26 protein-coding genes, 1 other RNA gene and 1 pseudogene are annotated in these 26984 nt (G+C 40.3%); 10 read left to right on the forward strand and 18 right to left on the reverse strand.

Features of this window, described 5'->3' with window-relative positions; translation table 11 throughout:
- Positions 1-50 precede the first annotated feature (50 nt).
- From E0H79_RS09320 to E0H79_RS09330, 3 genes are all read right to left on the reverse strand, one after another.
- Positions 51-908 carry a 3'(2'),5'-bisphosphate nucleotidase CysQ family protein gene (locus E0H79_RS09320; protein ID WP_131261461.1) on the reverse strand — a complete coding sequence of 286 codons (858 nt, stop codon included), beginning with the start codon at positions 906-908 and terminating at the stop codon, positions 51-53.
- Positions 909-1090: 182 nt separating this feature from the next.
- Positions 1091-1270, reverse strand: coding sequence for a hypothetical protein (locus E0H79_RS09325; protein ID WP_004976682.1), 180 nt, complete (start codon positions 1268-1270; stop codon positions 1091-1093).
- Between the two features lie 582 nt (positions 1271-1852).
- On the reverse strand, positions 1853-2098 hold the full coding sequence (locus E0H79_RS09330) for a hypothetical protein (RefSeq protein WP_004976684.1): 246 nt from the start codon (positions 2096-2098) through the stop codon (positions 1853-1855).
- A gap of 285 nt (positions 2099-2383) precedes the next feature.
- Here E0H79_RS09330 and E0H79_RS09335 point away from each other — a divergent pair, with 285 nt between their 5' ends.
- The 4 genes from E0H79_RS09335 to E0H79_RS09350 all read left to right on the forward strand — a co-directional run bounded on the left by E0H79_RS09335 (position 2384) and on the right by E0H79_RS09350 (position 5452).
- Positions 2384-3058, forward strand: a complete 675-nt coding sequence (locus E0H79_RS09335; protein ID WP_096901429.1) for an HAD-IA family hydrolase — start codon at positions 2384-2386, stop codon at positions 3056-3058.
- Positions 3051-3491: an RNA-binding S4 domain-containing protein gene (locus E0H79_RS09340; protein WP_131261462.1), complete on the forward strand. Its 441-nt coding sequence runs from the start codon at positions 3051-3053 to the stop codon at positions 3489-3491. The genes E0H79_RS09335 and E0H79_RS09340 overlap by 8 nt, the downstream gene beginning before the upstream one ends.
- Before the next feature lie 144 nt (positions 3492-3635).
- A complete protein-coding gene (recA, locus tag E0H79_RS09345; RefSeq protein WP_004976691.1) occupies positions 3636-4682 on the forward strand; it encodes a recombinase RecA in 1047 nt (348 codons plus the stop codon).
- A gap of 80 nt (positions 4683-4762) precedes the next feature.
- Positions 4763-5452: a regulatory protein RecX gene (locus E0H79_RS09350; RefSeq protein WP_131261463.1), complete on the forward strand. Its 690-nt coding sequence runs from the start codon at positions 4763-4765 to the stop codon at positions 5450-5452.
- A gap of 66 nt (positions 5453-5518) precedes the next feature.
- Here E0H79_RS09350 and ffs read toward each other — a convergent pair.
- An RNA gene (ffs, locus tag E0H79_RS09355) (signal recognition particle sRNA small type) lies at positions 5519-5615 on the reverse strand.
- Between the two features lie 341 nt (positions 5616-5956).
- On the opposite strand from ffs, the pseudogene E0H79_RS09360 reads away from it, so the two are divergent.
- Positions 5957-6803: pseudogene (locus E0H79_RS09360) on the forward strand (YbgF trimerization domain-containing protein).
- A 70-nt stretch (positions 6804-6873) separates the two neighbouring features.
- Here E0H79_RS09360 and lpxA read toward each other — a convergent pair.
- The 12 genes from lpxA to rimO form a co-directional block, all read right to left on the reverse strand.
- Entirely contained in the window at positions 6874-7662 is a 789-nt protein-coding gene (gene lpxA, locus E0H79_RS09365; RefSeq protein WP_004976696.1) for an acyl-ACP--UDP-N-acetylglucosamine O-acyltransferase, read from the reverse strand.
- Positions 7659-8147 (reverse strand): 3-hydroxyacyl-ACP dehydratase FabZ, encoded by a 489-nt coding sequence (gene fabZ / locus E0H79_RS09370; RefSeq protein WP_004976697.1) that lies wholly within the window; start codon positions 8145-8147, stop codon positions 7659-7661. The genes lpxA and fabZ overlap by 4 nt, the downstream gene beginning before the upstream one ends.
- A gap of 2 nt (positions 8148-8149) precedes the next feature.
- Positions 8150-9220: a UDP-3-O-(3-hydroxymyristoyl)glucosamine N-acyltransferase gene (gene lpxD / locus E0H79_RS09375; RefSeq protein ID WP_131261464.1), complete on the reverse strand. Its 1071-nt coding sequence runs from the start codon at positions 9218-9220 to the stop codon at positions 8150-8152.
- A gap of 3 nt (positions 9221-9223) precedes the next feature.
- Positions 9224-9724, reverse strand: coding sequence for an OmpH family outer membrane protein (locus E0H79_RS09380; protein ID WP_131261465.1), 501 nt, complete (start codon positions 9722-9724; stop codon positions 9224-9226).
- Between the two features lie 41 nt (positions 9725-9765).
- Positions 9766-12276, reverse strand: a complete 2511-nt coding sequence (bamA, locus tag E0H79_RS09385) for an outer membrane protein assembly factor BamA (protein WP_131261466.1) — start codon at positions 12274-12276, stop codon at positions 9766-9768.
- A 42-nt stretch (positions 12277-12318) separates the two neighbouring features.
- The gene (gene rseP / locus E0H79_RS09390) at positions 12319-13674 is read right to left on the reverse strand and encodes an RIP metalloprotease RseP (protein WP_131261467.1); all 1356 of its coding nucleotides are present in this window, start codon (positions 13672-13674) and stop codon (positions 12319-12321) included.
- A 3-nt stretch (positions 13675-13677) separates the two neighbouring features.
- Positions 13678-14874, reverse strand: a complete 1197-nt coding sequence (gene ispC, locus E0H79_RS09395) for a 1-deoxy-D-xylulose-5-phosphate reductoisomerase (protein ID WP_131261468.1) — start codon at positions 14872-14874, stop codon at positions 13678-13680.
- Positions 14875-15699 (reverse strand): phosphatidate cytidylyltransferase, encoded by an 825-nt coding sequence (locus E0H79_RS09400; protein WP_004976707.1) that lies wholly within the window; start codon positions 15697-15699, stop codon positions 14875-14877.
- Positions 15700-15702: 3 nt separating this feature from the next.
- A complete protein-coding gene (gene uppS, locus E0H79_RS09405) occupies positions 15703-16455 on the reverse strand; it encodes a polyprenyl diphosphate synthase (protein ID WP_131261469.1) in 753 nt (250 codons plus the stop codon).
- 3 nt (positions 16456-16458) lie between these two features.
- Positions 16459-17013, reverse strand: a complete 555-nt coding sequence (frr, locus tag E0H79_RS09410; RefSeq protein WP_004976711.1) for a ribosome recycling factor — start codon at positions 17011-17013, stop codon at positions 16459-16461.
- 88 nt (positions 17014-17101) lie between these two features.
- On the reverse strand, positions 17102-17830 hold the full coding sequence (gene pyrH / locus E0H79_RS09415; RefSeq protein WP_004976712.1) for a UMP kinase: 729 nt from the start codon (positions 17828-17830) through the stop codon (positions 17102-17104).
- Between the two features lie 84 nt (positions 17831-17914).
- Positions 17915-19258, reverse strand: a complete 1344-nt coding sequence (gene rimO / locus E0H79_RS09420; protein ID WP_096901422.1) for a 30S ribosomal protein S12 methylthiotransferase RimO — start codon at positions 19256-19258, stop codon at positions 17915-17917.
- Positions 19259-19609: 351 nt separating this feature from the next.
- Here rimO and glnL point away from each other — a divergent pair, with 351 nt between their 5' ends.
- Together glnL and glnG are read left to right on the forward strand one after the other, a co-directional pair.
- Positions 19610-20719 (forward strand): nitrogen regulation protein NR(II), encoded by a 1110-nt coding sequence (gene glnL, locus E0H79_RS09425; protein WP_004976718.1) that lies wholly within the window; start codon positions 19610-19612, stop codon positions 20717-20719.
- Positions 20706-22184: a nitrogen regulation protein NR(I) gene (gene glnG, locus E0H79_RS09430; protein ID WP_096901419.1), complete on the forward strand. Its 1479-nt coding sequence runs from the start codon at positions 20706-20708 to the stop codon at positions 22182-22184. The genes glnL and glnG overlap by 14 nt, the downstream gene beginning before the upstream one ends.
- 94 nt (positions 22185-22278) lie before the next feature.
- Here the strand turns inward: glnG and E0H79_RS09435 are convergent, their stop codons facing one another.
- Positions 22279-22608, reverse strand: a complete 330-nt coding sequence (locus E0H79_RS09435) for a hypothetical protein (RefSeq protein WP_004976724.1) — start codon at positions 22606-22608, stop codon at positions 22279-22281.
- A 120-nt stretch (positions 22609-22728) separates the two neighbouring features.
- Between E0H79_RS09435 and E0H79_RS09440 the strand changes: the two genes are divergently transcribed.
- Both E0H79_RS09440 and E0H79_RS09445 read left to right on the forward strand, forming a co-directional pair.
- Positions 22729-23157, forward strand: coding sequence for an HD domain-containing protein (locus tag E0H79_RS09440; protein WP_004976725.1), 429 nt, complete (start codon positions 22729-22731; stop codon positions 23155-23157).
- Between the two features lie 74 nt (positions 23158-23231).
- On the forward strand, positions 23232-24131 hold the full coding sequence (locus E0H79_RS09445; protein WP_004976726.1) for a LysR substrate-binding domain-containing protein: 900 nt from the start codon (positions 23232-23234) through the stop codon (positions 24129-24131).
- A 223-nt stretch (positions 24132-24354) separates the two neighbouring features.
- Here E0H79_RS09445 and map read toward each other — a convergent pair whose 3' ends face one another.
- Positions 24355-25149, reverse strand: a complete 795-nt coding sequence (gene map, locus E0H79_RS09450; RefSeq protein ID WP_004976729.1) for a type I methionyl aminopeptidase — start codon at positions 25147-25149, stop codon at positions 24355-24357.
- Positions 25150-25499: 350 nt separating this feature from the next.
- On the opposite strand from map, the gene brnQ reads away from it, so the two are divergent.
- Positions 25500-26792: a branched-chain amino acid transport system II carrier protein gene (brnQ, locus tag E0H79_RS09455; RefSeq protein ID WP_131261470.1), complete on the forward strand. Its 1293-nt coding sequence runs from the start codon at positions 25500-25502 to the stop codon at positions 26790-26792.
- Positions 26793-26984 lie beyond the last annotated feature (192 nt).

Genomic DNA, 26984 nt, shown 5'->3' on the forward strand with positions numbered 1-26984 from the left:
CCAAAATTTTAACTTGGTTGCTTGACACTATACCATGTTCAGCACTTTGCTCAATCTGACTTCGCCATAAGTCCAAGTGCTTGTAAGGCAATCTGTTTCATCTGCGTATTTTTATAGGCGATAAAACCACCATTTAACAATGTATCGCGCTGATTATATAAAAATGCCCGCCCCTGAAAATCGACCAATCCACCACCTATTCGTTCCAATAAACATTGTCCTGCACTGGTGTCCCACTCAGAAGTCGGATGAAAACGTGGGTAAATATCGACACGATCTTCCAAAATCATGCAGAATTTATAAGCACTACCTGCTTTTAGTTCTTCAAAATTGGTCAACTGCGCCAAGCTTTTTAAATAGTCTGCATAGTGTGATTTTTTTTGACTACTGTGGCTTAATCCAATTTTTAGAACTGAAGATGTTACCGTGGGTTCAGACTGATAGAGATACCATTGCTGAGTTAAAATATGATATTTCAATGGCATACCCTGTTCAGGACAAAAATAAATAGTTTGCTCGCCTGGTACTGCAAGTACTGCAAAAGTTGTTTGCACACCACAAATTAAACTTAAATTAATGGTAAATTCAGGACGTTGATGTAAAAACTCTTTCGTGCCATCTAAAGGATCAAGCAACCAAAATTGCTGCCATTGCTGACGTTGGTCTTGCTCACCTTCTTCGGACAACACAGGTAAATTGGAGATTTTTGCCAAAGCCTGCATTAAATAATAATTGACTCGATAATCGGCTTGCGTAACAGGAGAATCATCGGTTTTCTTTTCTACATCAAAAGCAGCACCTGAACAATAATCTTGAAATTCCTGATTTAAAATTTCACACGCCTGCTGCACGATTGGCAATAACTGTAAAATTAAAGTATGCGTTGGCGCCTTTGTTTTTATAAACATAACTATCCTTTTTAGACTGTATCTAAAGGTCTAATTTTTCATTACTTTCATAAAAACATTGTAATAAAATTTACGGCTGATGCGTAGATAAAATTTAGTGGCTAGATATGCTAAATCAAGACTTTATGTGTCAAAGCAATTCATTTTTACTTGAGTTTTTTATTTATTGAGTGCTTAGTTAATTAATCTTTAAATGGATTGGATAATCTTTTTTTAAACATCGATAAAGTGAGTGCACCACTAACCAATAATAAAATACCCACAATCACCAAATAAGTTTCACCACCAAAAAAACCAATAATAATTGCAGCAATACCCAATAAACCCAAAATAGTGGTAATAGCAATTCCTAAAATAGACATCACAATTCCTTTTAAATTTATTTAATCATGAAAAATTGTCAATATTCTCAGGTATCGTTCTGTCATATTCATGCCTCTTTTGATAGTTAAAGCGTAACATTTGAGCGCACCTTGCCACATTTATACACAGAACTTATACTGAAATAGACTAAACACGACCTATTACATTTCACTGAGTTTGCTGAATAGCTTAAGTGCAGATTATGACAACTTGATGCATTTTATTTAAAAAGATTCTTTCTTAAATCATTTTTGAATCACTGCAAAGGAAATTCCCTTTCCTTTTAGGAGACTTGCGGAGCATGCTCCTCAGGGAGAGGTTTTTTATAAGAATCCCCTCATCCACTTGCGGAATATTCCTCATCCTGAGCAATACATGGCGTAAAAGAAGGGACTTTCAATACTAATTTTACTGATCATTTATGATCAAATTTCGACTTATAAAAGGATTCTAATTCAGGTTGAACCATTCATAGAATTAAGGTATAAAAAAGCCCGATCTGCATCAATCGGGCCAGATTTAAAGGTACACAAATTTGTATACATAATCAAAATCACTAGAATTTTAAATCAAAAAATTAATCAATCCTTTTCTAGAAAAGTTAACTCTCCCTCATCTGAGGTGATTTTAATTTTGACTTTACGATAACTACGTTTATCTGGGTTTAATGCCGACTCTGAAACATGATGGGCGAATTTTTCATCGCCCATTAAATGCGCAAATAATTTATAGCCGATACGCATTTTCTTAATTTTTTTCTTCTTTTTCTCAAACTCATCGAGTTGTTTATCTAAGTGTTTTAAATCTAAATACTGTTGTTCAGCCATTACTAGCTCCCTAATTTAAAAAATTTACCATTCAATTTCTATGCTTGTACAGACAAACAAATACAGAAATATGTCAAAAAAATTGTTTTTGTGAACGCTACAGTTACTTTTTACAACTGCCCCATCTCACCTAATTTATATGCAACGCATGTACAGTGCTTATTTATTTAGCCTAGCACAATTTGGCGAATAATCAGACAGCATTTTGAGTTATGCCTCAAGCATGTTTAAATGAGCCAGTTTTATTTGCCTTTTGGCAATTGCTTTATGGTTTAGGATGTCTAAATGCACAAAAATATCATCATGTTTGACATGGACGGAACGCTGTTAGATCTCGCTTATGATGATTTTATTTGGAATGAACAACTGCCTATTCGCTATGCAGAATTACACGCCTGTTCTTTAGAGCGCAGCAAAGAAATTTTATACGATTTTTATCAAGCGCATAGCCACACCTTAGAGTGGTATTCCTCACGTTTTTGGACGGCTAAAGTGGGTGTAGATATGCTTGCGATGCAACTTGAATATAAAGATCAAGTCACGTTGCGTCCACAAGCTATCGAGTTACTGGAATATTTAAAAAATAATGGCTATCACATTTGGCTCACCACCAATGCCGATTGTGCAGGTTTAGACTTTAAATTAGCACATACAGGTTTAGCAAAGTATTTTGAAGTGATTGTTAGTTCTGAAAGTATTGGTTATGCCAAAGAGCGCGTTGAATTTTGGCAAACATTGCAACAACAACATGCATTTAATCCTGAAGATTGCTATTTTATAGATGACACCGAAAAGGTGCTTAATGGTGCTAAAGCCTTTGGGATTGGACACTTATATAGTATTGCCCAGCCATCCTCAGCAAAACCTACGCGTCAGACTTGTAATTACCCTATGTTGCACCAATTAACAGATTTAATTCCTGTCTTAGAACAATTTGAGGACACTCAAAAATATGCCTAAAACTTCGTCCCACGAAGCCATTGAAACGATCCGAATTGATAAATGGCTATGGGCTGCACGTTTTTTCAAGACCCGCTCTATTGCAAAAGCTTCCATTGAAGGCGGCAAAGTACATCACAATGGCGAGCGTGTTAAAGTTTCCAAAGAAATTCGTGTAGGAACTGAGCTGACCATTCAACAAGGTTTTGATAAGAAAACCGTATTGGTCAAGGCATTATCTGGCGTGCGTGGCCCTGCGCCCATCGCTCAGCAACTTTATGAAGAAACTGAAGTGAGTATTGCACGCAGGGAATTGATTGCGACCCAAAGAAAGTTGCATAATCTAGCACGACCTGATCATCGACCAAGTAAAAAAGACCGTCGTGACATCAGCAAATTTAAACAAGAGAATGATCAGCAATTTGACCAATTTTGGTCATATAATGATGATTAAATAGAGCGTCACAGGCTGTCGTACAGCCCGTGATATAAATAGAACTACAGGACAAATTCTGTCACTATATTGCATGTGGAAAAGATTTAAGTAAATGCATCCACTTGAGTATATTGTTTCGTGACATCGTATTGAGGTTGTAAGATGGATGAGAATAAAAGCAAGGCGTTAAACGCTGCGTTAAGCCAGATTGAAAAGCAATTTGGTAAGAACACAGTCATGCGTCTTGGTGACAACACTGTGCAAGCGGTAGAAGCCGTATCTACAGGCTCATTGACCCTAGATATTGCATTGGGTATTGGTGGCTTACCTAAAGGTCGTATCATTGAAATTTACGGCCCTGAATCATCAGGTAAAACGACTATGACCTTGCAAGCCATTGCAGAATGTCAAAAAGCTGGTGGAACTTGTGCCTTTATTGATGCCGAACACGCGCTTGATCCTCAATATGCACGTAAACTTGGTGTAGATATTGACAATCTTTTAGTATCGCAACCAGACAACGGTGAACAAGCCCTTGAAATTGCCGATATGTTGGTACGTTCTGGTGCAATTGACATGATTGTAGTCGACTCCGTGGCTGCCTTAACCCCTCGCGCCGAGATTGAGGGTGAAATGGGTGATTCACACATGGGCTTACAAGCGCGCTTAATGAGCCAAGCCTTGCGTAAAATCACAGGTAATGCCAAACGTTCGAACTGTATGGTGATCTTCATTAACCAAATTCGTATGAAAATTGGTGTAATGTTTGGTAGCCCAGAAACCACAACTGGCGGTAACGCATTGAAGTTCTATGCTTCTGTTCGTTTAGATATTCGCCGTGTAGGTCAGGTGAAAGAAGGCGACGAGATTATTGGTTCTGAAACCAAAGTCAAAGTTGTGAAAAACAAAATGGCGCCTCCATTTAAAGAAGCATTGTTCCAGATTCTTTACGGTAAAGGCGTTAACCATTTGGGCGAGCTGGTCGATTTGGCTGTTCAACAAAATATCGTGCAAAAAGCAGGTGCTTGGTATTCTTATCAAGGCGATAAAATTGGTCAAGGTAAAAACAACACCATTCGCCACCTTGAAGAACATCCAGAGCTTGCTAAAGGCATCGAAGCGATTATTCGTGAACAACTGCTCACGACAGGTCAAGCAGCACCTGTAGAAGATAAAGACGAAGAAGAATTCGACTTACTTGATGTTTAAGCATACGCTAATATGAACACAACAAACTGAATTAAATAGAACGCTCTACGGAGCGTTTTATTGTATATGGAAGCATTACCATGCCTGAAGACAAATTCCCCAAACTGATTGATTACGCTGCGCTAAAACAACAATTTGGCGAAGATGAGCAATCATGTAGCCGAACTGAGCAGATATATTCCGAAACAACGTCTGCCCTGCATTTTGCCTCAAATTCTGCGCCTAACATTAATAAACAATACCCTGCTCATACGGAAGCCATTGATGATCAAGAACACAATCACAATGAAGACCAAGACGAACAGCAAAACAAACGCCCAGGACTAACAGGTTCTCGTCTACGCAGCTACGCCTTTGCTGTCTTAACGCGTAAAGAATATTCTAAAAATGACTTAATTGAAAAACTGGCTTTATATGCAGAAAACCGTGATGAAGTGATTGAGTTAGTCAATGAATTGGCACGTGAAAATTATCAGAGTGATCAACGCCTAGCAGAAATGTTACTGGCTAGCCAAAAGCGGCAAGGTAAAGGGCCAAATCGTATTAAAATGGCTCTTAAAAACAAAAAAGTGGATAGCAATTTAATTTCAGAAGAACTTAAAGAAACTGATTGGACAGAACAAGCCTATCAACTGAAAGTGAAAAAATTCGGCACAGAAGTCGCAAACGAGCCAAAACTTAAAGCCAAACAAATTCGTTTTTTACAGTATCGGGGCTTTGATATGGATGCGATTATGAAAGCAATTCGTAGGAAAGAGCAGGATTTTTAAAATAGTGGATATAAGATCAAAATAAGTAGAAGATAAATAGAATTATTATTTCAAAACTGGTGGCAACCCTACCAGCAAGCCTTCGGCACATCATAGTTCCACTACCGCTGCTACCTTCCGGTCCTGACGGGGTTCGTAGAGTACAATTGCGAAGTAACCAGCAGGGCTACCATTGCAAAAACAGAGTATAGAGATTTTTAACAAACTTGCAAGCGTTGTTCTGTATTTCCTTTTATAATGCTATCCAATTGATTATTTTAAAAACAATTGAAGACATTTATAGAATAACGTCATTTAAAATTTAGTCTAACTAACCCATCATAAAATTATTTCGAGATTTAAATCCTAGATTTACCCATATTGCGCTGAGATTGATGATAAGTTTGTAAAAGCTTATTGCAATTCCACGCGTGGACGTTTTAAATGTGGAAAATGACCAAATCAACAGGTTGAGTCCAATATGCTTACAAGGACTCACCTACACAAGATTAAGATGGATGTTCAATTATGCTAAAAAAGCATGCACTTTGTGCTCTTGCCCTACTGTGCTCAACGCCTATATTTGCCAATATTCCAATTGAAAGCCACAATCTCAGCCAAAGCAGTGCTAGGTATGCCAATAGCCCTGCGATTGCAACGAGTAATATGGCAACTGCCAATGTACCCACCAATATCAATTGGCAGTTGATGCAAAAAAACCAGCAACTTGAAAATGACATCCGCCAGTTACGCGGCAAAATTGAAGAACAAGACAATGAAATTGCGCAGCTCAAACATGAATTGCAAAATCGCTATACCGATTTAGATCAACGTCTAGAACTGCTCCAGCAAAAAATAGACCCTGAATCTACTCCTACCGCTGAGGAGGATAACCAAAAGGATACTGCACCCAGTCACCAGCAACAACCAGTTAAATAGCAATGCCCCGCAATCTGCGCAAAATACAACGCATGTTAGCCCAACAGCTCAAGGTTTAAATACCAATATTGAGCTAGAAAAAGCAGCCTATACTGTTGCATTGGATGCCTATAAACAAGGTGGTGCTAAAAAAGCCATTGCACCCATGCAAAACTTTATTAAAAACCACCCAAACAGTGTGTATATCAGCAATGCTTATTTTTGGTTAGCTGAGTTTAATTTAGCGATTGAACCGACCAATTACAGCGAAGCCAAAAAGAATTTTGAAATTGTGGCAACCAAGTACCCTCAATCTGCAAAAGCATCAAGTGCCCTATATCGTTTATATAGTATTGCGCAAGATGTAGATCACAAACCTGCTTTGGCAGCGCAATACAAAAGTAAAATTCTGAGCCAATACCCAAAGTCTGAAGAAGCAAGATTCTTTAAATAAGCCAATAAAAAAGACATCCGAGGATGTCTTTTAATATTCTGAAGCTTGCCGCATTCGACAAACTCAAAGCTTAACGCACAATACCACGTTCAGATTGCTCTAAAGAATCAATTAAACGCTGCGCTTCTGCCACATTTGGCAAAATATCAATGCGAATTTGCTGAATGGCTTGCTCAGTGGTTAATCCAGATTTGTAAATGAGTTTAAAGGCTTCACGAAGACCTTGAATCACATCCTTCGACCAGCCTTTACGACGCATTCCTTCCACATTCATTGCAAATGCATGTGCAGGATTACCAGAAACCATGACATACGCAGGCACATCTTTAAGAATGAGCGATGCACCACCAATCATGCTATAAGAGTCAATTTTACAGAATTGGTGAATACCAGAGTTTCCACCGACAACCACATAATCCCCAACATGCACATGACCTGCCACACCCACGTTATTGGCAAAAATATTGTGATCACCCACCATACAGTCATGTGCGATATGCGTATTGACCATAAGTAAGTTGTGACTACCAATTTTGGTCAGGCTATTGTCTTGCACCGTACCACGATGCAAACTGCAGTGTTCACGAATTTTGTTGTGATCACCAATTTCTAGCCAAGTTTCCTCACCTGCATATTTTAAGTCCTGACAGACCTCACCTACGCTGGCGAACTGGAAAATTTCATTGTGCTGACCAATACGGGTGTAACCACCAATCACCACATGCGAATGAAGTTTTGTACCCTCACCAATCGTTACATTTGGGCCAATAATACAGTATGGACCAATCGTGACATCTGAAGCGATTACTGCAGATGAGTCAATAATAGCGGTTGGGTGAATGAGTGGGTTATTGCTCATGCTTGCTCTGTTTTCTGATGCGAAACCATAATTTCCGCGGTTGCTGCGACGACGCCATCAACGGTGGCGATACAATTATATTTGTAAATGCCTCGTTTTTGCATAACTAATTCAGATTTTAATACAAGTTGATCGCCTGCAACGACTTGTTTTTTAAATCGAACTTTTTCTGCGCCTGCAAAAAGGAACAAAGAACCTGCGCTCGGTTTCTCATTATTCATGATAAAACCTAAAATACCCGACACTTGTGCCATCGCTTCAACGATTAAAACACCCGGCATGATCGGATAATTCGGGAAGTGTCCTTGCAAGAATTCTTCATTGATAGATACGTTTTTATAACCCACGATACCGTTATCAGTGACTTCTACAATACGGTCTACTAATAAAAACGGATAGCGATGGGGTAAATATTCACGAATGGTTTGAATGTGCATTGGCAATTCAGGTTTAGTGAAGGTGCTAGAATTCGACTCAGTCATCATAATTATTTACGCAATTTAAAAGTTGATTCAAGGAACTCAATTTGAGATTGCATATCATCAAGTCTTTTCACCAATTGGGTCAATGGCACATCTGCTAATTGTCTGAGGCGCACAACAGTACGTTTCCACTTTTGATTTTCAAATAAGCCAATACCTGACGAATATTTTCCTGATTCAGAAATATTATTTGTGACCATTGACATTCCTGTCAAAGTCACATTATCAGCAATATTTAAGTGCCCTGAAATTGCACTTCCACCACCAATGATACAGTTTTTGCCAATTGTCACACTTCCAGCCACGGCTGTTTTTGCTGCAATAGCCGTATGAGCACCTAATTTGACGTTATGTGCGATTTGCACAAGGTTATCAATAATGACACCATCTTCCAAAATTGTATCATTTAGTGCACCGCGATCTACGCTGCAATTCGAGCCAATACGAACGTCATTACCAATAATCACCGAACCCAGCTGTGCAATACGGTGCCATTTGCCTTGATAAGGTGCAAAGCCAAAGCCTTCACTACCAATTACGGTATTGGCATGTATACGCACGCGATGCCCAAGCTTGGCTTCGCCTGTTAGCGTCACATGTGAATCAATAAAACACTGTTGACCAATTTCGACAAAGTCATCAATTTTACAGTGCGATTGTACAATCGTATTGTCACCCACCACGCAATTTTCACCAATCACGACGTAATGACCAATATAGGCACTATCGGCGATGATGGCTGATGGATGAATTTGGGCTGTGCTTTCTATACCACGTTGCGTATGCTTACGCTCAAATACATGGGTCAGAATCGCAAAAGCCAGATATGGATTATCGACCACAATAAAGTTGTGATGATTGTCTAACTCGGCTTGTAGTGAAGCTGTCACAATGAAAGCTCCCGCTTGGGAGCTACGTGCTTGCGCTAAATATTTATCGCCATTCACGAATGCAAGTTGATGCGCCTGAGCAGACTCAAGGCTTGCCAAACCTTGCAAACGTAAGTCGGCTTGTCCAATGTATTGACCTTGAACTAAACTAGCAATTTCTTCTAAGCGATAATGTTGGGAACTCATTGATTATTTAAGTACGTTGACCTTTTGGATCATTTTATCAGTTAAATCATACTTCGGGTCATAGGCAAGTGCTGAGTTTTTATTCAAAACCACATCTAAACCATTTTCTTTACGCAATTGTTCAGCAACTTGCTTTAAACGAGTTTCAAAACCATCGTTAATTTTGTGCAATTCTGACTGAACACGAGTTTGCACTACTTGTTGCAAACCATTAAATTCTTTCAATTTCGCTTGAAACTGAGTATTCATTTTTTGCTTTTCAGCATCTGACAAATTCGTAGCCTGCTGCGCTCGTTGCTGCATGGTTTCTAGCTCTTTTGCCAGTTGCTCAAGCTTAGTGGTTTGTGGTTTGACCGACTGCTGCAAAGCTAGATTTTGCTGTTTGAGATAACTGCTATTTTCTACAACACGCTCTAAACTTACCACACCATAGCCTGCAGCATGTGCTACTGCAGCCATTGTAGATAAACCCAACAATGCCAAACTCAATATTGTTTTTTTCATGTGTTACATCCTGTGTTTAAACAATCCAACATGGGTCGTACTTAGAAAGTACGACCAATTTCGAATTGGATATTTTTAGTGTCATCGCCTTGTTTATCATTCAACGGATACGCATAGCTGAGTGATAATGGGCCAATCATGGTAATCCAAGTAAAGCCTACACCCACGCTATAACGCATTTCACCGAAGTCGAAGCCATAATTGTCTTTACAATATTGCTTGGCATTCACAGAAGCACCATTCACAAAAATATTTGAATCAGAAACATTACACTGAGTATCAAAAACTTGTGCGCCTTCTGCAAAAATTACTGGACGGACTTGACGCGTCCAATCTCCTTTAAATGGCACTGGTAGAGCCAATTCTGTACCGAACTGTACTAGAGCATTACCACCAACTTCTTCAGGTGAGCGATCCGTTTGACTTGTATCAGAGAAATAAACACCTGGATATTTCGGGCCTAAGGTGCTGTTGTCATAACCACGTACTGAACCATAACCACCTGCATAGAAGTTCTTATAGAACGGTAAGTCATTACCAAAACCTAACTTACCGTAGCCACGTAAGACAAAATCATGACCTAATGGCATATAAGCCTGTGCATCATAGGTCACTTTTTGGAATTCCACATCACTACCGGGTAAAGCAATTTCAGCATTAACACGATGCGACATACCATTGGTTGGGAAAATCGGACGATTTAAAGTGTTGTATGACCAACCTAAATTTAGGTTATACGTAAGGAAATCACCTTTAAATTCTTTGCCGTAAGGAATTGGATTTGCACAAGGCTCATACCCTACTACATCACCATTTGCATCTTTAATAGGGACTAAATCATCTGGACAATATTCGTCACTTTTGGTTTCTTTACCCCCATGGCGCTCTAAATAGTCTGCGACATAAGTTGAAACATAAGGTCCTGTGGTTACTTCGGTCTGATCAATATTTAAACCTGCACTAATACTTTGGTTTTCATCAATTGGATAACCGAAGTTAATTCCACCACCAAAACTGTCTGTCACATAGTTGTTAACGTTATAGTTATCATCTAACTTGGTTTTACGGTAGTACATGTTGTAACCACGACGCACACCATCAATCGTGAAGTATGGATCAGTCACACTCAGGTTATAGTAATCTTGTGTTTCAGAACGTGATAAATCAATCGAAACCGAATTACCCGTACCTAAGAAGTTAGTTTGGCTTAAACCAGCTTGGAACGTCACACCACCGCTTTGCGAGAAACCTACCGCTAAAGTACTGGTACCTGAGTGCTGTTCTTCTACATTAACATTTAAGTCAATTTGGTCTGGCACATTAGGAATACGTACTGGCTTAACATCGACGGTTTTAAAGAAACCTGTACGTTCTAAACGAACTTTAGACAAGTCAATTTTTTCATTGCTTGCCAATGCGCCTTCCATTTGACGCATTTCACGACGTAGCACTTCATCGGCAGTTTTACTGTTACCTGCGAAGTTAATACGACGCACTGTAACTTGCTGACCTGGATTAATGTAGTAGTTTAAATCGACCAGTTTAGTTTCTTTGTCAATTTGCGGAACAATATTCACTTCGGCATAGTAATAGCCTGCATTACCATATTTACGCAGCAACAATTGTTTCACCGCATTCACTTTTTCTTGTGAATAGGTTTCACCATCTTTATAAATTTTCAGTGCCGTAAGTTCTTCTGGTTTGTATAAAGCATCGCCCAAGAACTTGCTTTCGCCAAACTTGAATTGCTCACCTTCATCCACCGAAACTTCAACAAAAATATGCTTTTTGTCTTCGCTCAAATTCAAGCTAGAGTTAGTGATATTGAAGTTGATATAACCTTTATTAAGATATAACGCACGTAATGCTTCCAAGCTTGCTGCCATTTTTTCGCGTGCATAGCGGTCATTACGGGTAACAATCGAACTCCAGCTACTTTCTTTAACTGCAAACGCCTGCTTAATGTCGCTTTCTTTAAATACCGTATTACCAATGATGTTGATATCTACCACTTTGGCAGCTTTGCCTTCAACAAACTCTACAGTTAAATCTACACGGTTATTTGGACGTGCTGTGGTAATGACACGTACATCCGCATCATAACGACCTTGCTGCATATACTGCTGTTCAAGTTCAGATTCTAAAGTTTGTAGTGCTGACTTTTTCAGTACTTCACCTTCAGCCACACCCATTTTCTTTAAACCATCTTCCAACGCTTCTTTTGGAATCAGTTTATTGCCTTTAAATTCAACCTTAGAAATGATTGGGCGCTCAACCACTTTAAACACTAAAGTGTCGGCTTCACGACTGGCCTGAATGTCATCAAACAAACCTGTGGCATAGAGTGAACGAATCGCATTGGCCAACACTGCTTCATTGACACGATCACCACTATTCACTGGAATCATTCCATAGACATTGGCTGGCGTTAAACGAACAAGACCATCTATTTTTATATCTCGCGCAATAAATTCATCTGCTGCATATACTTGTTGTGTTGCCGCCATTGCACTAACCAGTGCCAAGGGCATAAATAAATGTGTGTGCTGCATGCCAGTCTTTTCCAGTGTTAAATTTATTTCGTATCTACGTTGTTATAAACGCATAATGTCATTAAATAATGCAAGGAGCATCATACTTCCAAGCAGTACCATACCAATTTTTAAACCAACTAATTGTATTTGTTCAGAAACAGGTTTTCCACGAATCAGCTCGATAAAATAATAAACTAAATGCCCGCCATCCAACATTGGAATTGGCAATAAATTTAGAATTCCTAAGCTTACGCTCATAAGTGCCATAAAGGAAATAAAAGTTTGCCACCCCATTTCCGCACTTTGCCCTGCGACTTTGGCAATAGTAATTGGGCCTGATAAGTTATCTAAACCAATTAAACCACGTACCATTTTGACAATAGAATTCAGAATCATGCTAGACAGCTGACCTGTTTTATCTACCGCCATAAATAAAGCTTCACTCGGGCTGTATTGAATGGTTTGCTTAAAATCTACTGGAATGACAATTTTTCCAGGATCACTTTGCACACCCAATACACCCGAAACATTGCCCATATTGTCACGTTTGCCTTGCGGCATCACTTCCAGTTGCTGTACTTGATTGTTACGCAGCACATCTACTTTCAGTAATTTTTCTGGCGATGCTTGAACAACTTGTACCACATCGTACCAGTCATTCATTTTTACGCCATCAATCGCAACAATTCGATCGCCTTCTTGCATGCCTTGACGAATGGCCGCGCCATCTTCACTTAACTTGCTGACAATCGCAGGAATTTGTGGACGATACGGTGTAAAACCCAAGATATCTAAAGGTGATTGGGATTGATCATTTAAGAAATTTTGAATGGGTAAGCTAAATGTTTTGATTTCACCTGCGCGTTCCGCCTGTACCTGGATCTTGCCTGTTTCACCTACACGATCTACCAAGGCAAAGTTCAGCTTTTCCCATGTCGTCACAGGCGTACCATCAATGGCGGTAATCTTATCACCTACTTGCATTTGCGCTGCCGCCGCAGGTGTATCTGCCAGTACCTTACCCACACGGGTATTCAACTGTTCTTGAGAGGGTAAAAATAATAGCCAGAACAATAATATGGCAAAAATCAGGTTGATTAACGGACCTGCTGCCACAATCACAATACGTTTCCACGGATGCTGACGATTAAAGGCATAAGGTAGGTCTGCTTCTGCAACGTTTTCTTCGCGTTCATCAAGCATTTTGACATAGCCACCCAAAGGCAGTGCCGAAAGCTGATATTGAATCCCCGATTTTTTAGACGTCCATTTTAAAATGGTTGGCCCAAAGCCTATGGAATACACCAAAACTTTGACACCTAATTTACGTGCAACAAAGTAGTGCCCAAACTCATGAATTGCAATTAAAGGTCCTAGCAAAAGAATCGCTGCAACCACAATAAATAAGGCACTCATGCTTTAGCTTCCTTTATTCAACACAAAATGCTGTGCAACAGTACGGGCATTTTGGTCTGCCTGCAAAATCAGTTCAATAGTTTCTGCAGCTGAATTTTGTATTTGGTTCAAAGTATGCTCAACCACTGTCGCAATTTCGGTAAAACGAATTTTTTGCTGTAAGAATGCTGCAACTGCAATTTCATTTGCTGCATTTAAAATAGCAGGCGCCAGACCACCTTCTTGCATGGCTTGACGTGCCAAACTTAAAGCAGGAAAACGTATGGTATCGGGTGCTTGAAAATCAAGCTGATGATTGACAAACAAATCTAAAGGCGGAACATGCGTTTGGATACGCTGCGGCCATGCCAAAGCATGCGCAATAGGCGTACACATATCAGGATTACCCATTTGCGCCAAAGTTGAACCATCCACATATTGAACCATGGAGTGAATAATACTCTGTGGATGCACAACGACTGTAACAAAATGTTCTGAAATTGCAAAAAGATGGCACGCTTCAATTAATTCCAGCCCTTTATTCATTAAGGTTGCAGAATCAACTGAAATTTTTTGCCCCATAGACCAGTTTGGATGTTTGCAGGCTTGTGCAGGAGTAACGTGTTGTAATTCTTCTAGGCTATGTTTTAAAAAAGGGCCACCTGAAGCGGTCAATAGAATTTGCGATACACCCAATTTAGGCTGTCCATTGCGTTCCGCTTGTAAATAATGTTCAGGCAAGCACTGAAAAATCGCATTATGTTCAGAGTCTACAGGCAATAACAAAGCGCCATGTTCACGTGCTGCCTGCATCATAATGTCACCCGACATCACCAATGCTTCTTTATTGGCCAATAATACACGCTTGCCTGCTTTAACTGCTGCCAGTGTTGGCAACAAGCCAGCAGCACCAACAATAGCTGCCATGACCACATCCACTTCCGGATGTTCAGCAACTGCGATCAGCCCCGCTTCATCGCTTAGAATTTCAGTATTTGAAATTTGATTTTGGCTAAACAGTTGCTGTAATTCATCTACTTTGGCGGCAGGTACAACCACAATTTTAGGATGGTACTGTTTGCATATTTGAACCAGTTCTTGAATTCGGCTGTGTGCCGTCACGGCAAAAACTGAATACTGCTCTGGATGTTGTTGCAGTACTTTTAGGGTGCTTTGTCCAATTGAACCTGTCACACCCAAGATACAAACAGCTTGTGACATTTATAAATCTACGCCAATAAGTTTTAAAACATACATACCTGCAGCAAAAATTGGAGCTGCTGCAAGTAAAGAATCAATCCGATCTAGCACACCACCATGACCTGGCAAAACTCGCCCAGAGTCTTTAATACCTGCACGGCGCTTGATCATGGATTCAAACAGATCGCCCAATACTGAGCTAAATACCGTAAATACCGAAAGAATCAAAAATAAAATATGTTGTGCCAAAGTTAGGTCCAAATACACCACTTCGACAACAATCACAATTAGCATGGCTGTAAACACACCGCCATATAAGCCTTCTACTGACTTGTTTGGACTGACATTTGGTGCAAGTTTTTTCTTGCCTAGTTTGCGTCCAACAAAATAAGCACCTGAGTCTGCACCCCAAACCAACAAGAACAAGTACATTAACCACCACGGCGAACTATTCCATACGGAAAAAATTGCAGTGACCGCAGCAGAAATTAGAATAAAACCAATAAAACTTAAGCTTGGGTTATACCATGCATCGTATTCTGGATAAGACTTGACCCAATAAATACTGAGTAACCATGTCAAAATAGAAGCTGCCCAAAGTAACAAGGCAATATCACTAAAATAAAGTGCCATTGCTGCCAAAGCGGCAGTCAATACACCAAAACCCCAAGCCACAGGTTTGAGGACATATTTAGTTTTTCTTGGCATGAGTTTGAACCACTCATAGCCCGCAACCCCTGCTGCAACAATCATCAGCATAAACATTGGATAGTGCGACTGAGTTGCAAACATACAACTCAACACCACAGCAACCAATACCAATGCGGTAATAATCCGCTCTAACATGTATTAATTCTCAATTTTCTCTTGTTGAATTTGCTCAGAAGTTTTACCAAAACGACGTTCGCGACCACCAAATACTGCCAGTGCATCGTCAAATTCTTCTATGCTAAATTCAGGCCACAAGGTTTGGGTAAAATACAATTCAGCATACGCAGCTTGCCAAAGTAAAAAGTTGGACAATCTAAAATCGCCACCTGTACGAATCAACAGATCGACAGGTGGTAGGTCTGCCAGACTGACATATTGACCAAAAAGTTGTGTATCTATTTGTTCAATATCAATTTTATGCGCCACAATATCTGCAGCAATTTGTTTTGCAGCTTGTGCCATATCCCACATACCACCATAACTAATGGCAATTGTGAGTGTCATGCTGTTGAAATTAGCAGTCCTTTGTTCGGCATGCAACATTAACTCACGCAAATGCGGCGACAAACGTGAACGGTCACCAATAAAACGTAAGGCAATATTGAATTTTTCCATGCGTGGTAATTGCTCATGAATTGTGGTTTCCAGCAATTGCATGAGTAAATCCACTTCAAACTGCGGACGATTCCAGTTTTCACTCGAAAAAGCAAAAACGGTTAAAGCTTGAATGTGTTTTTTTCTACAATGTTCAACAATCGGGTCAAGTACATCTTTACCAGAGCGATGTCCTTCCCCTTTTTGCATTTGATTTTTTTTTGCAAAACGATTGTTGCCATCCATAATGATGGCAACATGTTTTGGCAAAGACGCGCTGTCTTCCGATGTGGTCATTGATTAGACCTTCATCAACTCAGCTTCTTTTGCAGCAAGACGCTTGTCTACTTCTGCAACGTATTTGTCTGTGATTTTTTGGATGTCATCTGCTGCACGGCGCTCATCATCTTCAGAAATTTCTTTTTCTTTCAATAATGCTTTGATGTCGCCCAATACATCACGGCGGATGTTACGAATAGCAACTTTGGCATTTTCTGCTTCAGAACGCGCAACTTTTTGCATGTCACGACGAGTTTCTTCAGTCAATGCTGCAAGCGGTACACGAATTGCATCGGCTGTGATTGGGTTTAGACCCAAATCTGACTCACGAATTGCTTTATCAATTGCAGACACCATTGAACGCTCAAATGGCTGAACCAATAAGGTACGTGAATCTTCTACACCAATGTTGGCTACTTGGTTAAGTGGCACATCGGAACCGTAGTAAGAAACCATCACACCATTTAAAATTGATGGATGTGCACGACCTGTACGTACTTTGGCAAAACCATGTTCTAAAGACTCTAAAGTCTTGCTCATACGTTCTTCGCTGTCTTTTTTAAGATCGTTAATCATAAGATCTTCCTTACTGTATTCTAAAATTTGAGTCAAAATATAGGGTTAAATTAAACCGTAGTATAAAGAGCTTTGTGGCTCACGTACATTAGTTCGTAACGTGAGTTCCTTCTTTTTCGCCCATCACTACAGAAAGCAATGCACCTGCTTTATTCATATCAAAAACTTGCAACGGCACATTGTGATCGCGGCATAAGCAGATTGCAGTTAAATCCATAACACCTAATTTTTCATCCAACACCTGGTCAAATGTAAGTGTGTCATATTTCACCGCATCTTCGTATTTGCTTGGATCTTTGTTATATACGCCATCTACTTTGGTCGCTTTTAAGATCAAGTTAGCTTCGATTTCGATACCACGTAAACATGCTGCTGTATCTGTGGTAAAGAATGGATTGCCTGTACCCGCAACGAACACACACACTTCACCTTGAGTCAGGTGACGAATCGCATCACGGCTTGAGTAAGACTCAACCACTGTACCAATAGGCAATGCAGACATTAAACGGGTTTTGATGTTACGGCGCACCAAGGCATCACGCATGGCTAAACCGTTCATCACCGTTGCCAACATACCCATTTGGTCGCCTGTTACACGGCCGACTAAACCATCTTTTTGTAATTGGCTGCCACGGTATAAGTTACCACCACCGACAACAATACCCACTTGCACACCTAAACCGACCAAGTGTGCAATTGCCAAAGACATTTGATCGAGCACTTGCGCATCAATCCCCATGTCTTTATTACCCGCAAGTGCCTCACCCGATAGTTTCAACAAGATACGTGCATAACGTGGCTTTTTTGAATCTAACATTGTCATTACTCCAATTCTAAATTCTAAACTTTAATTTTTTACAATTTGTATGGCTTACAGCTAGCAATCCAAATCTGCAAAGCATTATGCAGATTTGACCTGAATCAGCTTGGCAAATAAGTCGTATTCATCGGCATCGGTAATTTCAACTTCAAGTAAATCACCTGCTTTAATCACGCTCTTGTCAATATCTTCTACAAAGACGTTGCCATCAATTTCTGGCGCATCTGCATAAGAACGTGCCACTGCGACTGGAAATTCTTCTTCCAAATCATCTACCAACACGGTCATGGTTTGACCAATACGTTTTTGCAGTTTAGCTGCTGAAATTTCTTGCTGAACCTGCATAAAACGCTCATAGCGTTCTTGCTTGATTTCTTCTGGCACATGATCTGGCAAGTCGTTTGCTGCCGCACCTTCAACAGGTGAATAAGTAAAGCAACCAACACGGTCTAATTGCGCTTCTTTTAGCCAGTCGAGCAAAATTTGGAAATCTTCTTCTGTTTCGCCTGGAAAACCCACCACAAAGGTTGAACGAATCACCAGCTCAGGGCATTTTTCACGCCAAAGTTTTAAACGCTCCAACGTGTTTTCGCTGTGCGCAGGTCGCTTCATCAACTTTAATACTTTCGGGCTGGCATGTTGGAATGGAATATCCAAATAAGGCAAAATTTTGCCTTGTGCCATTAAATCAATTACAGCATCCACATGCGGATATGGATAGACATAGTGCAAACGCACCCAAATACCCAATTGCCCTAAGGCTTCACACATATCATAGAATTTGGTTTTAACAGGCTGACCGTTCCAAAAGTCCAATTTGTATTTGGTATCTACGCCGTAGGCAGAAGTATCTTGAGAAATTACCAATACTTCTTTTACGCCTGCACGTTTCAGTGCTGCAGCTTCTTCTAATACCGAACCCACAGGACGCGAAACTAAATCGCCACGCATGCTTGGAATGATGCAGAAAGTACAGCGATGGTTACAGCCTTCTGAAATTTTAAGATAGGCATAATGTTTAGGCGTCAAACGAATGCCTTGTTCAGGTACCAAATCAATAAATGGATTATGTTTTGGTGGCTCAGGAACATATTGATGCACCGCTTCCATCACGTCCTGATAAGCAGCCGCGCCAGTCACTTTTAATACGTTGGGATGCATTTGACGAATTTTATCTTCATCTTTACCCAAGCAACCTGTCACAATGACACGACCATTGGCATTCATGGCTTCGCCAATCGCGTCTAAGGACTCTTGTACTGCAGATTCAATAAAACCACATGTATTGACAACAACTAAGTCAGCACCTTCATAATCAGATGCGACATCATAACCTTCAGTTTTTAACTGAGTTAAAATTCGTTCGGAATCTACCAATGCCTTAGGACAACCTAAAGAAACAAAACCGACTTTGGGGGATTTCATAGAATCTGCACTCCACTAGAATGCGCGTATTGTATGACTTTTCTTTGCATAAAAATAGAGAAATAGCCGACTCTTTGCATAATGCACCAAAATACAACCATTCAGGCTGAATGATTTAAATATTGCACCATTTTAATGCATTTTTTTATTTACAGTGTTTCTGTTATCCGTTATATCTTGAAAATTCAGTCCAGTTCCTGCGCATTTTTCCGATTCTTCAGTGATAAATGCACTAAAAACGAAAAGTTGGCGTGCATTTTGCTTAATTCGCCTCAATTCGATCCAAATTTGGAACATGGCTGACACATGACAATGCCCTTGCACAATATTTCATACAGGAAGCATTCACGAATGGATCAGACCCAGAGCATTGACTATCGTCTTTTGGTGGATAACCTCAGCACCGCAATTTTACTGGTTGATCGTGACCTGAATATTTTTTATTTAAACTCGTCTTGTGAAGCATTGTTTGATATCAGTTTAATTCGCGCTTCGGGGCAACCCGTTTTAAATTTGCTGCACATGCCTGATGATGAGTTCAATACGCAAGAGGCTTTCCTGAATACCATCAAAACTGGTCAACCCTACACCCGCCGTGAAGCGACCATTAATGTCAATTTTAAAGATATTCATGTCGATTACACTGCATCACAGTTAAATGCAGGCAAGCCTTATCATCCTCTTTTGCTGATTGAATTGAATCCGATTGATCGGATGCTCAAAATTTCCAAAGAAGAAAACTTTATTCAACAGCATCAAGTCGCACGTCAGCTGATTCGTGGTGTGGCACATGAAATTAAAAACCCGCTTGCAGGAATTCGTGGTGCGACACAACTGTTAGCACGAAGTTTAAATGACCCGAAATATGATGAATTTACCGACATTATTATTAGCGAGGTAGATCGTTTAAGAAACTTGGCCGATACCATGCTCGGCTCACGCCAACTACCAAGCTATGAACTGGTCAATATTCACGAACCTTTAGAACGGGTGCGCAGCCTGATCGTCAATCAAACTAAAAACAAAATAAATATTATCCGTGATTATGACCTTTCTTTACCTGAAGTCATGGCAGACCGCGATCAATTGATTCAAGTCATGCTGAATATTTGCGCCAATGCAGTACAAGCCATGACCGAACATCCCGATTTCTTTACCGAGCATCGACCTGAATTGATTTTAAGAACTCGTATTCAACGCTTGGTTACCATTAATGGTGTGCTGAATCGTTCTACCGTACGTGTTGATATTGAAGATAACGGCCCAGGCGTACCTGAAGACATTTTAGAATCCGTGTTTTATCCATTGGTGACTGGACGCGCAAACGGTACAGGACTTGGTTTGAGCATCGCACAAAATATTATGCATCAACATAACGGAATGATTGAATGCCAATCCATTCCAGGAAAAACAATATTTAGCTTATATTTACCTTGGGAGGCGAGTCATGTCGCGAAATAAAATTTGGGTGATTGATGATGACCGTGCAATGCGCTGGGTACTGGAAAAAACTTTTAGAGAAGAAGGTTTTGAAGTCACCAGTTTTGAAGAAGCACAGTCTGCACTAGATGAGTTAAACCAAGATGCACCCGATGTAATTTTGACCGACATTCGCATGCCTGGAATTGATGGTTTAACTTTTCTTGGCAAAGTCAAAGTCAGTTATCCCGACTTGCCTGTGATTATTATGACTGCGCACTCCGATTTAGAATCGGCAGTATCTAGCTATCAAACAGGTGCATTTGAATACCTACCCAAGCCTTTTGATATTGATGAAGCACTTGCTTTAGTCAATCGTGCAATTTTGCATATCACCAAACTACAACAGCAAGAATCTGCAAAATCGACAGTGCAGCCAATTCAATCGACAGAAATTATTGGTGAATCGCCTGCCATGCAGGAAGTGTTTCGTGCGATTGGTCGTTTATCGCAATCACACATTACTGTGCTCATTAATGGTGAATCAGGTACAGGCAAAGAGTTGGTGGCGCATGCACTGCATCGCCACTCACCGCGTAGCAGCAAACCATTTATTGCGCTGAATATGGCAGCCATTCCGAAAGATTTGATTGAAACCGAACTTTTTGGACATGAAAAAGGTGCATTTACAGGTGCCAATACACAACGTCAGGGACGCTTTGAACAAGCCAACGGCGGCACCTTGTTTTTAGATGAAATTGGTGATATGCCTTTTGAAACCCAAACCCGCTTATTGCGCGTCTTGGCAGATGGTGAATTTTATCGGGTTGGTGGACATATTCCTGTCAAAGTGGATGTACGGATTGTCGCAGCAACACATCAGGATTTGGAAAAACTGGTACAAGATGGACGCTTCCGTGAAGACTTATATCATCGCCTGAACGTCATTCGGATTCATATTCCTAAACTGGCGCATCGCAGTGAAGATATTCCAATGTTGGCACAGCACTTTTTGGCACGTGCAGGCAAAGAATTAGGCGTGAGTCCAAAAATATTGCGTCCTGAAACAGTCGAATATATGCAGCAATTGCCGTGGCAAGGTAACGTGCGCCAATTGGAAAACACTTGTCGCTGGCTTACCGTGATGATTACAGGACGTGAGGTCTATCCTGAAGATTTACCAACCGAACTCAAGCAAATTCCAATTGAAAAATTAGCCGAACATTCTGCGCTTCATGTGGCAGATCGGGTATCTATGCAGCATTGGGATGAATTACTTGGGCAATGGGCAGTACAAAAGTTAAAAAATGGCGAGATGAAACTTCTGGATATCGCCATTCCAATGTTTGAACGCACCTTAATTAATGCTGCACTGCAACAAACCCGTGGACGTAAACGTCATGCCGCTGAATTATTGGGTTGGGGACGTAATACTTTGACGCGAAAACTCAAAGAATTAGGAATGGACAGTGCCGATGATGAAATAGAAGAAGATATGGAGAGCTAAACGCAGAAAAAATATCTAATCCATCAAAATATAGGGAAATTCAGCTTTTGAATTTCCCTATTTTTATATCTTAGACTCTCTAAGTTAAGTGCAATTAAGCCGCGGTAAATCCAACATAGCGAGATAAACCTTGCACGCCTAAATCCGTTTTATAAATCAAATATTGCGGATAACGACTTGAAGTCAGTTCTTGCCACATATCCAACTGATCATCATGTGCATGAATTTCATCGACACTGCGTGGCATGCTTTGTTCAAATACATCTGAGGCATATTCAAAACCCAAATCCATTGCGACAAACAAAGTATGCTCGCAAGGCTGAATATATTGTTCTTCTGCCCAATCAATAACAGCATGTTGGCAATGTGGGCAAAGCAAATTTTCAGTCGCAGGCGTATTCAGTTCAATGAGTTGATATGGCATAGAGCAGCATCACCAATAGTAAAATAGATAAACATAAAATCTGTTTGCATCATAACAAGCAATTTCTATATTTTGCGCTAAGCACGGCTTATAATTATAGAAATTTTTTTAATTATACTTATGGCAACTCTAGAAAATGCAATTACACTTGCAGTACAACAACATACAGGGCAGCTAGATAAAGGCGGTCAGCCTTATATTTTGCATCCCTTACGTGTAATGTTGCAATTACAACAGCCCGATCAGCAAATTGTCGCTGTACTGCACGACATTCTTGAAGATACCCACACCACAGCACAAGACCTGCAAAATTTAGGATTTCAAACGCATATTATTCAAGCAATTCAGGCGCTCACCAAACTGCCGCATGAAACTCGTGTTCAAGCGGCTATGCGTACTGCACAAAACCCGCTTGCCTGTGCTGTAAAAATTGCAGATGTGCAAGACAACATGAATTTAACGCGGATTCCCAATCCTACAGCACGTGATTTAGCCCGTTTAGAAGAATACCGACAAGTTTTAGAGATTCTGCAAAAAGCACAGCAATAAAGCACAATTAAAGATTGACAACATGCAACGATGCCACTTTAATTTAAGTATTGTTGCATAAATGGAATTTAGTCATGCTTACAGATTTGGATGATTTTTATTGTTTTGCCCAAGTGGTCGAACATGGTGGATTTAGTGCAGCAGAACGCGCCACCGATATTCCAAAATCCAAACTTAGCCGACGCGTACACAACCTAGAAGAACGCTTAGGTGTGCGTTTAATTCAGCGCAGCTCACGTCATTTTGCGGTCACAGAAATTGGTATGAATGTGTATCGGCATGCGCAAGTAATGATGAATGCTGCCCAAGCCGCGCACGACTTGGTCGATCACCTAAGTATTCAACCGCGTGGTGTAATTAAAGTCAGCTTACCTGTTTCAATTGCACAAAATGAAATTGCCAAAATCTTGCCTGAGTTTTTGAAAGCCTACCCTGAAATTAAAGTACAGCTAATTGTCAGCAACCGTCGTGTCGATATCGTCAACGAAGGGATCGACATTGCCCTGCGTGTCCGCTCAAATTTAGATGATGATCCAAGTTTGGTGATTCGCAAATTCAGCAACATCGAACAACATCTATTTGCCAGTCAGGCTTATTTGAATGAATTTGGCGATTTGAAAAAACCTGAAGATTTAAGTCATCATAAAATTTTAAGCATGTCGGATGAGCATTTAGATCAATACATGGTTGTGCATGATCAACAACAGCAACCGAAAAAAATTAAGGTCAACCCTACAGTCATGGGTTCAGATTTAATGATGCTAGCGCAATTGGCACGACAAAATTGTGGCATTGTGTTGTTGCCTGACACGATTGTTGAAGATTATGTTGCATCGGGTGAATTGGTTCGTGTTTTACCCGACTGGCACGCACCGCATGGTATTTTCCATGCCGTCTATCCATCACGCCGTGGTTTATTACCTGCTGTACGTGTATTTATCGACTATTTGGTCGAAAAGCTAACCATTCGTTAGCACATAGGATCTTTTGATTTCAGATACGAAACAGCAAAAAAAAAGCTTATCTAAGACAGATAAGCTTTGAAAACTACAATCTAAAATAAGAAAGCTAAAACAAAGAAACTACAGCAAGTATCTTTGACTTCAATTATAGCGATTGTTCATTTTTTAACAAATAGTTTAAAACTAAAGTCTAAGATGTTTTATCTATCAGTCTTAACCTGAAAGCATTCGTGCATTAAATTTCAGGATAACTCCCCGTACCTTCTGGCCACGGCGATAACACTTCAAAGCCTGTATCAGTCACAGCAACCATGTGTTCCCATTGTGCAGAAAGTGATTTATCTGTCGTCACCACCGTCCAGCCATCTTTCAGTTCTTTCACACGCGCTTTGCCCGCATTCACCATCGGCTCAATGGTAAATACCATGCCTTTTTTAAGCACCAAGCCTTGTCCAGGCTGACCATAATGCAGCACACTTGGTTGTTCGTGATACACCTGCCCAATACCATGTCCGCAATATTCACGCACAATGCTAAACCCTTCACGATGCGCCACACTTTGAATGGCATAGCCAATATCGCCCAAAGTCGCGCCCGGTTTCACCGCATGAATCCCTGCGCGCATCGCCTCATAAGTGGTATCGACCAGTTTTTTCGCTTCTGGTTTCACCTGACCCACATAGTACATACGACTGGTATCACCATAAAAACCATCTTTAATCACTGCCACATCAATATTAATAATGTCGCCATCTTTTAAAATGGTTTTGGATGATGGAATACCATGACAGACCACTTCATTGGGTGAAATACAGGTGGTTTTGGTATAACCGTGATAGCCCACATTGGCAGGAATGACTTTTAAGGTATTTACAATATAATCGTGACACAAATCATCTAAGTATTCTGTCGTGACTCCGGGTTTGACATGCTCACCAATCATCTGCAACACCTGAGCAGCCAAACGCCCCGAAATGCGTAATTTCTCAATATCTTGCTCTGATTTAATGCTGACTTTAAGGGCACGCATGATGAACTCCTGACCTGAAGCCTGAGATTATAGCCCTTTCGGCTTGTAAAATCAGCTCAAGCTGCCAAACAAGTATCCATCGTCATGCGACCAACAGTTTTGTTTAAGAACTGCGCATTTAAAATAGCAACCAAAACTTATACTAGATAAGCCATCTATACTATGTGGGATCAGCATTTTTCAAAAATACATCAGATAAACAGTAAGTTATTTAATTTTTATAGTGAAGATTAAAATAGCCTACAAACACATATCATAAAAAATATTCATATGACCTATAAAATAAATTAGAAAATCATAGCTCGATCTACTAAAATCGCTTTCTTTTGTTTACATCTTATTTCTCTCCCATGACGAATTTACGCACACGGGATATTATTGCCTTGGGTTTTATGACCTTTGCGCTGTTTATTGGTGCAGGTAATATTATTTTCCCACCTATCGTGGCACAGCAAGCGGGCGAACACGTCTGGCTTGCTGCGCTCGGTTTTCTCATTACCGCAGTTGGCTTACCCGTGATTACCATTATGGCGTTGTCACGTGTCGAAGGTTCTATACAAATTTTAAGTTCGCCTTTAGGCAAAATCGCGAGCTTAATTTTAACAGTCGTCTGTTATTTAGCGGTTGGCCCGCTTTTCGCCACACCACGTACCGCTACCGTATCTTATGAAATTGGTTTCTCTGCCTATTTTGGCGATTCCGCGAGCACCTTATTCATTTATAGCGCCATCTATTTTGCCTTGGTGATGTTAGTTTCACTGTATCCACACAAAATTTTAGATACAGTGGGCTATGTACTTTCCCCGCTTAAAATTCTGTCATTACTAATTTTAGGCATCACTGCATTTATTATTCCGACAGGTACAATTTCACCTGCCATTCACAATTATGTGAACAGTCCTGTATCTGAAGGCTTTATTAACGGTTATCTCACTATGGATACCTTAGGTGCATTGGTATTCGGGATTGTGATTATTAATGCGATTCGTTCACGTGGCGTAACTGATAAAAAACTCATCACCCGCTATGCGGTATGGGCAAGTTTAATTTCAGGGATCGGTTTAACTTTAGTTTATCTAAGCCTATTTAAACTGGGGATGGGCAGTCACGATGTTGCCGCCAATGCCAGTAATGGTGCAGTCATTTTACATGCCTATGTGCAACATGCTTTTGGCGGATTTGGCTCGGTATTTTTAGCTGCAATGATTTTTATTGCCTGCATGGTTACGGCAATTGGACTGACATGCGCATGTGCTGGATATTTTGAGCAAATTACTAAAATTCATTATCGCCGTTGGGTATTTATTTTAGTGGGCTTTGCCTTTGTTATTTCCAATCTTGGACTCACCAAACTCATTGCAGTTTCAGTGCCTATTTTAAGCGCGATTTATCCACCTGCAATTGTGGTCATTCTACTCAGCTTTTTCTGGGGATTATTCCGTATTCCAACCCGCGTGATTGCACCTACTGCCGCAGTTGCATTGCTCTTTGGCATCATTGATGCAATGAAGGCCGCAGACTTAGCTAGATTCTTGCCAGCCACACTGACCAATTTTCCCCTGAGTGAACAAAACCTCGCTTGGTTGATTCCTGCATTACTGATTTTTGTATTCGCTACAATTCATGATCGAATGAAAAAATAGCCAGTACGGACTTCGAGCTCGGCTATTTTTTCAAGTCATGCTCTATTTTCGAGCTGTATTGTATTAAAGTCGTGTTTTATCCAAATACGAATTTAAGTTAGACAATAATTGTCAGGTTTTACCCAAACCCGCACTTATTGTTTCTTGTGCTAAAACTGCCTCTTTTTAAGGCAATTTATCAGTCAAGATAAT

It is taken from the genome of Acinetobacter sp. ANC 5045 (assembly GCF_004331005.1).
GTDB classification, from domain to species: Bacteria; Pseudomonadota; Gammaproteobacteria; order Pseudomonadales; family Moraxellaceae; genus Acinetobacter; species Acinetobacter towneri.

Excerpts from the sequence above, each read along its gene's own strand:
- E0H79_RS09320 (WP_131261461.1), bottom strand. The coding sequence starts at position 908 with ATGTTTATAAAAACAAAGGCGCCAACGCATACTTTAATTTTACAGTTA.
- E0H79_RS09325 (WP_004976682.1), bottom strand. The coding sequence starts at position 1,270 with ATGTCTATTTTAGGAATTGCTATTACCACTATTTTGGGTTTATTGGGT.
- E0H79_RS09330 (WP_004976684.1), bottom strand. The coding sequence starts at position 2,098 with ATGGCTGAACAACAGTATTTAGATTTAAAACACTTAGATAAACAACTC.
- E0H79_RS09335 (WP_096901429.1), top strand. The coding sequence starts at position 2,384 with ATGCACAAAAATATCATCATGTTTGACATGGACGGAACGCTGTTAGAT.
- E0H79_RS09340 (WP_131261462.1), top strand. The coding sequence starts at position 3,051 with ATGCCTAAAACTTCGTCCCACGAAGCCATTGAAACGATCCGAATTGAT.
- recA (WP_004976691.1), top strand. The coding sequence starts at position 3,636 with ATGGATGAGAATAAAAGCAAGGCGTTAAACGCTGCGTTAAGCCAGATT.
- E0H79_RS09350 (WP_131261463.1), top strand. The coding sequence starts at position 4,763 with ATGCCTGAAGACAAATTCCCCAAACTGATTGATTACGCTGCGCTAAAA.
- lpxA (WP_004976696.1), bottom strand. The coding sequence starts at position 7,662 with ATGAGCAATAACCCACTCATTCACCCAACCGCTATTATTGACTCATCT.
- fabZ (WP_004976697.1), bottom strand. The coding sequence starts at position 8,147 with ATGATGACTGAGTCGAATTCTAGCACCTTCACTAAACCTGAATTGCCA.
- lpxD (WP_131261464.1), bottom strand. The coding sequence starts at position 9,220 with ATGAGTTCCCAACATTATCGCTTAGAAGAAATTGCTAGTTTAGTTCAA.
- E0H79_RS09380 (WP_131261465.1), bottom strand. The coding sequence starts at position 9,724 with ATGAAAAAAACAATATTGAGTTTGGCATTGTTGGGTTTATCTACAATG.
- bamA (WP_131261466.1), bottom strand. The coding sequence starts at position 12,276 with ATGCAGCACACACATTTATTTATGCCCTTGGCACTGGTTAGTGCAATG.
- rseP (WP_131261467.1), bottom strand. The coding sequence starts at position 13,674 with ATGAGTGCCTTATTTATTGTGGTTGCAGCGATTCTTTTGCTAGGACCT.
- ispC (WP_131261468.1), bottom strand. The coding sequence starts at position 14,874 with ATGTCACAAGCTGTTTGTATCTTGGGTGTGACAGGTTCAATTGGACAA.
- E0H79_RS09400 (WP_004976707.1), bottom strand. The coding sequence starts at position 15,699 with ATGTTAGAGCGGATTATTACCGCATTGGTATTGGTTGCTGTGGTGTTG.
- uppS (WP_131261469.1), bottom strand. The coding sequence starts at position 16,455 with ATGACCACATCGGAAGACAGCGCGTCTTTGCCAAAACATGTTGCCATC.
- frr (WP_004976711.1), bottom strand. The coding sequence starts at position 17,013 with ATGATTAACGATCTTAAAAAAGACAGCGAAGAACGTATGAGCAAGACT.
- pyrH (WP_004976712.1), bottom strand. The coding sequence starts at position 17,830 with ATGTTAGATTCAAAAAAGCCACGTTATGCACGTATCTTGTTGAAACTA.
- rimO (WP_096901422.1), bottom strand. The coding sequence starts at position 19,258 with ATGAAATCCCCCAAAGTCGGTTTTGTTTCTTTAGGTTGTCCTAAGGCA.
- glnL (WP_004976718.1), top strand. The coding sequence starts at position 19,610 with ATGGATCAGACCCAGAGCATTGACTATCGTCTTTTGGTGGATAACCTC.
- glnG (WP_096901419.1), top strand. The coding sequence starts at position 20,706 with ATGTCGCGAAATAAAATTTGGGTGATTGATGATGACCGTGCAATGCGC.
- E0H79_RS09435 (WP_004976724.1), bottom strand. The coding sequence starts at position 22,608 with ATGCCATATCAACTCATTGAACTGAATACGCCTGCGACTGAAAATTTG.
- E0H79_RS09440 (WP_004976725.1), top strand. The coding sequence starts at position 22,729 with ATGGCAACTCTAGAAAATGCAATTACACTTGCAGTACAACAACATACA.
- E0H79_RS09445 (WP_004976726.1), top strand. The coding sequence starts at position 23,232 with ATGCTTACAGATTTGGATGATTTTTATTGTTTTGCCCAAGTGGTCGAA.
- map (WP_004976729.1), bottom strand. The coding sequence starts at position 25,149 with ATGCGTGCCCTTAAAGTCAGCATTAAATCAGAGCAAGATATTGAGAAA.
- brnQ (WP_131261470.1), top strand. The coding sequence starts at position 25,500 with ATGACGAATTTACGCACACGGGATATTATTGCCTTGGGTTTTATGACC.